The following is a 5870-nucleotide window of genomic DNA, read 5'->3' as shown; positions in this document are numbered from 1 at the left end:
TTGAACACTGTCCTGAACTATGTGCAGGAACGGCGGGCTGAGAGCAGCCTGCAGGCGTTGGCGAAGCTGTCAGAAGGCAAGGCCGTCGTTCGCCGCGACGGCGTCGAGCTCGAGGTGCAGCGTTCCGACCTGGTGCCGGGCGACATCGTGCTCCTCGACGCCGGGGATTCCGTTCCGGCCGACGGTCGCCTCATCGACAATGCCGGCCTTCAGGTGGCGGAGGCGACCCTGACCGGGGAATCCGAGCCGGTCAGCAAGACGACCCCGGCGCTGGATGATTCCGGATTGCCGCTCGCCGACCGCCACAACATGCTCTTCATGAACACCATCGTCACCCGGGGACGGGCAACCATGGTGGTCACCGACATCGGCATGGGCACGGCGGTCGGCGGTATCGCGGCGCTGCTGAGCGAGGTGAAGAACGACAAGACGCCGTTGCAGCGGAGGATCGACCAGCTGGCCCAGGTGCTCACCATCGCGGCGCTGGTCGTGGTGGCGATTGTTTTCGTTCTGGGCCTACTGCGCGGGGAGTCCTGGACCGATCTCCTGATCACGGCAGTGTCGCTGGCCGTTGCGACTATCCCGGAGGGTCTCACCGCGGTCGTCGCGTTCACCCTGGCGATGGGTGCCTCGAGGCTGGCCGCCCAGGGCGCCATCATCAAACAGCTCTCGGCGGTGGAAACTCTCGGCAGCGTCAGCCACATCGCCACCGACAAGACCGGCACGCTGACCATGAACGAGATGACGGCCCGCCGGTTGCACACCCATGGCCGAGATTTTCGCATCACCGGCGAGGGCTACTCCACCGATGGCAGGATCCTCACCGGCGACGACCGTGGGATGCCCGACCTCACCGAGGCGTTCCTGACCATGGCCCTGTGCAACGACGCCGTACTGAACGACGGCGTGCTGGTGGGTGATCCCACCGAAGGGGCACTGGCAGTGCTAGCCGAGAAGGGCGGCATCGACGTCGCCGGCGCGAGGCGGGCCCACCCACGAGTGGCCGAGGTCCCCTTCGATTCCGAGTACAAATTCATGGCCACGTTCCACCGGATGGCGGCGCCAACGTCCGGCGCGCGCCCGCCCGAACTGCGCTGCTTCGCCAAGGGCGCACCGGGCGCTCTGATGCCCCTGACCGACTCGGTGCTGGGCATCGACGGCATCCGCCTGCTGGACGACACGCTGCGGCAACGGATCCACGATGCGGTTCAGGAGCTCGCCGGCGACGGCCTTCGCACGATCATGATCGCCGGACGTTCCCTTGACCCCGGCAGCGTTCCCGACGAGGGCTCCGGTCGGTCGCTGGTCACTGGCCTGACCCTCTACGCCATCGTCGGAATTGTCGACCCACCCAGGGTCGAGGCGGCCGCGGCCATCGCGGTGGCGCTCGGCGCCGGCATCCGCGTGCACATGATCACAGGAGACCATCTCGTGACCGCCTCGGCCATCGCCCGCAATCTGGGCCTGCCTGGAGAGTCCGCTGCCGGTCCCACACTGGACGACCTCGACGACCACGATCTCGCTGCCCGCGCCGCCGACTACGGGGTTCTCGCCCGGGTCACCCCGGCCCACAAGATCCGGGTGGTCAGGGCCTTGCAGTCGGGCGGCAATGTCGTGGCCATGACCGGCGACGGCGTGAACGACGCACCGGCCCTGAAGCAGGCCGACATCGGCATCGCCATGGGCATCACGGGCACGGACGTCTCAAAAGGCGCCGCCAACATGATCCTCACCGACGACAACTTCGCAACGATTGTCGCCGCGGTGAGGGAGGGACGCGGCATCTATGCCAACATCCTGAAGTTTGTCAGGTTTCAGCTGACCACGGCGTGGGGGTTCGTGATCATCTTCCTGGTCGCGGGCATCACCGGGTGGGCCGCCGGTGCACCGTTCACGGCTCTGCAGATTCTCTGGGTCAACATCATCATGGACGGACCGCCCGCGCTGGCACTCGGTGTGGACCCGGCCGAACCCGGAACGATGAGCCGCCCGCCGCGCCCGCCGGACGAGCGGCTGCTCACCCGGGAACGACTGCTCCGGATTCTGGGGCTCGGCCTCATTATGGCCGCGGGAACGCTGACCGTGCTGGTCCAGGCACCGTCGCTCTTCCCGGACAGCGCCAGCCACCCGGACTTCGCCACCACCCTCGCGTTCACCACCTTCGTCTTCTACCAGGTGTTCAATCTGCTCAATGTGCGTTCGGATACGCATTCCGTCTTCTCGCCCCAGACCTTCACAAACCGCAGCATCTGGGTGGCCCTCGTTGCCGTGATCATCCTGCAGATTCTCGTGGTGCAGATCGACGTGTTACAAGGACTCTTCGACACCACGTCACTGTCGGCGACCCAATGGGGCCTGGCCGTGCTGGTCGGGTCGTCGGTGCTCTGGGTCGAGGAGATTCGGAAGGCCATCGTCCGGGCGGCTGGGCGTCGCCACGGCGCCGGCTGGTGAGGTTGGACGTTCCACAGCCACAGTCGCGCTTCTTCCCGGTCGTATGGGAAGCTCATTCGTTCCGGCTGGGGTCCGATGAGCTGGAACGGGTTGGTGGGGACTCGGGCGGAGTCTTTGCCGTCAGCGAGCCGGCGTGCGCGCGTGCGGTGGGGTCCAGCCGGGTCTTGATCAGGCTGGCGATCGTGGTCACGGTCAGCACGATTGCGATCACGATGAGGCTGAGGTTGGTACTGATCTCCGGCACGCGGTCATCAAGGCCGTGACCCCAATGCAGAACCAGTTTCGCGCCGATGAAGGCGAGGATGAGCGCCAGACCCGTGGACAGGTACACCAGTCTGTCCAGGAGCCCCTTGACGAGGAAGTAGAGCGCCCGCAGCCCCAGGAGAGCGAAGGCGTTGGCGGTGAAGACAATGTACGGTTCGTCGGTGATTCCAAAGATTGCCGGGATCGAGTCCAGTGCGAACAAAAGGTCGGTGCTGCCAATGGCCAGCAGCACGATGAACAGTGGTGTCACAGCGCGGCGCCCGCCGATGCGCGTGAACAGTCGCCCGCCGACGTAGTCCGGAGTCACCGTGAGAGCGCGGCGCGCCACCCGAACCAGCCGGTTGTCCTGAACGTTCGGGTCGACGTTGCGGTGCCGAAAGAGTTGCACGGCCGTCACGACGAGGATCAGTCCGAAGATCAGGAACATGAACGAGAACAGCTGGAGCAGGGCTGCTCCCACAGCGATGAAGACCGCCCGAAAGACCAGGGCGAGTGCGATACCGAAGATGAGAACCTTCTGCTGGTAGATCGCGGGAACGGCGAAGGTCGACATGATGATGACGAAGACGAAGAGGTTGTCGATGGACAGGCTTTTCTCGACGAGGTAGCCCGCGAAATACTGAGCACCGAGTTCGGTGCCGACCTGGGCCATGAACACCAGACCAAAGGCCACGGCCACGGCAATATATAGAACAGAGGACACCGCGGCTTCGCGAAATTTCACGGCGTGGGGCCGAGCGGCGGCGAGCCCGAGGTCCAGGGCGAGCAGACCAAGAATCAGTCCAATGGTCAGCGTCCAGCGCAGCACACTGACATCCAGCACGAGCGTCCCTCCCCTGTCTCCCGTAGCTTCCTCACCGGAACCGAGGCGATGAGCTGATTGGAACTTCGTATGACTCTCTGTTGGGAAGTCTAGATGGTGTTCCCACACAGGTTGGGAGCGTGGCGTGCGTTAGCTGACGAAGAAACGGGTGAAGCTCAGGAGCACCAGCACCGCCGCGAAGGCGCCGATCAGGCCGAGCTGTAATGACTTCTGCCGAATGCGTCGCGTTTGCACATAGATCAGACCGAGCACGGCGCCGCCGATGATTCCGCCGACGTGCGCCTGCCAGGCAATATTGAGCCCCGGGATGAAACCGATCACGAGGTTGATGCCCACCAGCACAAGCAGTTGCGTGGCATTCCCGCCGAGACGACGCTGAATCACGAGGAACGCGCCCATCAGGCCGAAGATGGCACCGGATGCCCCCACCACCGGGGTGAAGGGATCCGCAAGAAATAGCACCCCCAGTGAACCCGCCAGTCCGCTCAATACATACAGCGCCAGGTAACGCCCGCGCCCCAGCAGCTGTTCGAGGAGTTGGCCGAAGATCCACAGCGTGTACATATTCAGGAGAACATGAAAGATGGAACCGTGCACGAGCGCGGTCGATAGCATGCGCCACGGCTCAAAACTGCCCGGCTGGGAGTAGACACCGGCGTACAACAGCAGCTTCGTGATCTGGTTGGAGAAAACAAATTGCAGCAGGTACACGACCAGGGTTATTCCAATAATGGAATACGTCACCGTGGGCTGCCCACTGCCGGTCAGCCGGGTGAGAATCGCCGGTTTGGTGCGAGGCGCGTTCTTGCGCTGCTCACGCATACATTCGGGGCAGATGACCCCGACCGCGGCCTGGGTCTGGCACTCGGTGCAGATAGTGCGTGCACAACGCTGACACAGAATGAAACTCTGCCGCCCCGGATGGCGGTAACAATAATTCGCCGCCGAGGTCGGCAGATCACTCATTCTCTGTGGAGGGGTACGGGTTAGACGGGCTCGACGGAAACGCTGTGAATGATGACGTCCTCGAGGGGACGGTCGCGGCCATCGGTGGCGACCGTGGCGAGCTTGGCAACGATCGCGCGGCTGTCGTCGTCTTCAACGGCACCGAAGATGGTGTGCTTGCCCTGGAGCCAGGTGGTCGGCACAACGGTGATGAAGAACTGCGAACCGTTCGTGCCGTGGCCGCCCTGGATTCCCGCGTTCGCCATGGCGAGCACGTAGGGCTGGGTGAAGTCGAGGTCAGGGCTGATTTCGTCATCGAACTGATAGCCGGGGCCACCGGTGCCCTGGCCGAGCGGGTCGCCGGCCTGAATCATGAAGTCTTTGATGATGCGGTGAAAGACGGTGCCGTCGTAGAGCGGCGTGGTGGAGGCAACGCCCGTGGCGGGGTGCTTCCACTCGAGTTCGCCGGTAGCGAGGCCGACGAAGTTCTTGACCGTCTTCGGCGCGTGATTGCCGAAAAGATTGACCTTGATCGGTCCGAGGGTGGTGTTCAGGGTGGCGACAGCGGTGTGCTTAGACATAATCCGATTCTTGCACAGCAATCTCCACCGAATCTGATTGCGGAGCCACGCTCCCAGTGCATTCGCTGGCAACACGGCGATGTAGTGGCAAGATGGGGACTCAGTGGCAAGATAGATACACATTCGCCACACGACATCGATGGAGGGTCCAGATGAGCCTGTCACGCAAGCGCCGCAAGGAACTCACTCGGCTGCGCAAAAGCGCAGACGAACTATGGAGCCACCAACAAGAAGTATTGGAGCGAGCGAACATTCTCGCTCGCCAAGCAAGTCACCAGGCCGGCATACTCGCCCGCGAGGAAGTGGCTCCGCGCGTGCGCGAGGGCTATGACCACTACGTTCGCGCGAGCGTGAATGCCACACAGGAAGCCGCCGACGGTGTGCGCCGCCGCGTCGTCAACGACGTACTCCCCGGCATCGGTGCCGCCATCGGCACGGTCATGTCCGTCGGCGACGTTGCCCGCGACGCCCGTGTGCGAGCCGCACTGGGTCGCATCCGCTTGCAGAAGCCCGTTGTGGTCGAGCCCAAGGGCGCGGGAGCGGGAACCTACTTCGCCCTCGGCCTCGCCGTGGTCGCCGCTGCAGGCGTCGCCTACGCCGTCTGGCAGACGTTTCGCGCCGACGACGAACTCTGGGTCGCCGACGACGAGGTCGAATCGGCCACGCCGCAGGAAGACTAGGGCACCAACGCCCACCAGCGCGGGGGGGGGGGCGCCCCCGGCGCTTGGGGGGGGGGGGCCCCAGGAAAGGGGGGCCGGGGAGGCGCCGCGCCAGGGGGGCGGGCCCCACCCACAAAAACCGAAGAA

The 5870-nt window shown here is 64.4% G+C and carries 5 protein-coding genes; 2 read left to right on the top strand and 3 right to left on the bottom strand.

Annotated elements, in window-relative coordinates; genetic code table 11:
• Positions 1-2451, top strand: a 2451-nt coding sequence (locus tag LH475_RS04410) for a cation-translocating P-type ATPase (protein ID WP_297412962.1), incomplete at its 5' end; no start/stop codon positions are given.
• A 52-nt stretch (positions 2452-2503) separates the two neighbouring features.
• Here the strand turns inward: LH475_RS04410 and LH475_RS04405 are convergent.
• The 3 genes from LH475_RS04405 to LH475_RS04395 all read right to left on the bottom strand — a co-directional run bounded on the left by LH475_RS04405 (position 2504) and on the right by LH475_RS04395 (position 5064).
• Positions 2504-3538 (bottom strand): TerC family protein, encoded by a 1035-nt coding sequence (locus LH475_RS04405; protein WP_327012095.1) that lies wholly within the window; start codon positions 3536-3538, stop codon positions 2504-2506.
• A gap of 129 nt (positions 3539-3667) precedes the next feature.
• Positions 3668-4360, bottom strand: a complete 693-nt coding sequence (locus LH475_RS04400) for a rhomboid family intramembrane serine protease (protein ID WP_297412961.1) — start codon at positions 4358-4360, stop codon at positions 3668-3670.
• A gap of 164 nt (positions 4361-4524) precedes the next feature.
• Positions 4525-5064, bottom strand: coding sequence for a peptidylprolyl isomerase (locus LH475_RS04395; protein WP_196842922.1), 540 nt, complete (start codon positions 5062-5064; stop codon positions 4525-4527).
• 152 nt (positions 5065-5216) lie between these two features.
• Here LH475_RS04395 and LH475_RS04390 point away from each other — a divergent pair, with 152 nt between their 5' ends.
• Positions 5217-5744 (top strand): hypothetical protein, encoded by a 528-nt coding sequence (locus tag LH475_RS04390; RefSeq protein WP_196842923.1) that lies wholly within the window; start codon positions 5217-5219, stop codon positions 5742-5744.
• The last annotated feature ends 126 nt before the right edge of the window (positions 5745-5870 follow it).

Origin of the sequence: Cryobacterium sp., assembly GCF_026786305.1 — a bacterium.
Taxonomy (GTDB): domain Bacteria; phylum Actinomycetota; class Actinomycetes; order Actinomycetales; family Microbacteriaceae; genus Cryobacterium.
Note: the sequence above shows the minus strand (reverse complement) of the source record. Positions and strands in the feature narration are given on the sequence as shown.

Bases quoted from the DNA above. Each gene is read 5' to 3' on its own strand.
- LH475_RS04400 (WP_297412961.1), bottom strand. From the start codon at position 4,360: ATGCGTGAGCAGCGCAAGAACGCGCCTCGCACCAAACCGGCGATTCTC.
- LH475_RS04395 (WP_196842922.1), bottom strand. From the start codon at position 5,064: ATGTCTAAGCACACCGCTGTCGCCACCCTGAACACCACCCTCGGACCG.
- LH475_RS04390 (WP_196842923.1), top strand. From the start codon at position 5,217: ATGAGCCTGTCACGCAAGCGCCGCAAGGAACTCACTCGGCTGCGCAAA.